Consider the following 513-nt stretch of genomic DNA (forward strand, 5'->3'; position numbering starts at 1 on the left):
CCCGACGGCCCCGTCCTTCGACAAGCCCGCCGCCGGCAGCGGCTTCGCCCCGCCCGCCTGAGGCGAACCGCCCCGGCCGCAGCAGCCCTGCCGCACCGGCCCCGGCCGCGAAGGCCCGCTACTCCTCCTCCGCCCCCACCCGCCAGGCGTTCGGCGGCGACTCCAGCTCCTCCAGCTCGATCCCCTCCGCCGCCAGCACCACATCGCCCGCCAGGTGCACGACCTGCTGCTCGCCCGTCTCCAGGTCCGCCACCTGGTACCGCTCGACCAGCAGCGGCCCCGAATCCGTCTCGTGGGTGTCGACGCCCTCCAGCAGCCACCCCTGGTCGAGGGTGCGCGGCGCCAGCACCGGCTCGGTGAAGGCCACCAGCCGCACCCGCGCGCTCGCCCCCTCCCGCAGCCGCAGCAGCCGGGCGGTGGCGACCAGGAAGCCCGGCGAGCGGCCGGTGAAGGCGTGCGCCCGGTCGTGGCCCTCCGCCGCGTGCTCGCCGCCGGGGTCGGCCGCGTCGGTCC

Annotated in this window: 1 pseudogene; it reads right to left on the bottom strand. The window is 78.2% G+C overall.

Going from position 1 to position 513, the window contains the following annotated elements:
• Positions 1-118: 118 nt before the first annotated feature.
• A pseudogene (locus tag AE652_RS42920) lies at positions 119-513 on the bottom strand (hypothetical protein); the annotation flags it as partial.

This window comes from Kitasatospora sp. MY 5-36 (assembly GCF_001182915.1).
In the GTDB taxonomy this organism is placed as follows: Bacteria; Actinomycetota; Actinomycetes; order Streptomycetales; family Streptomycetaceae; genus Kitasatospora.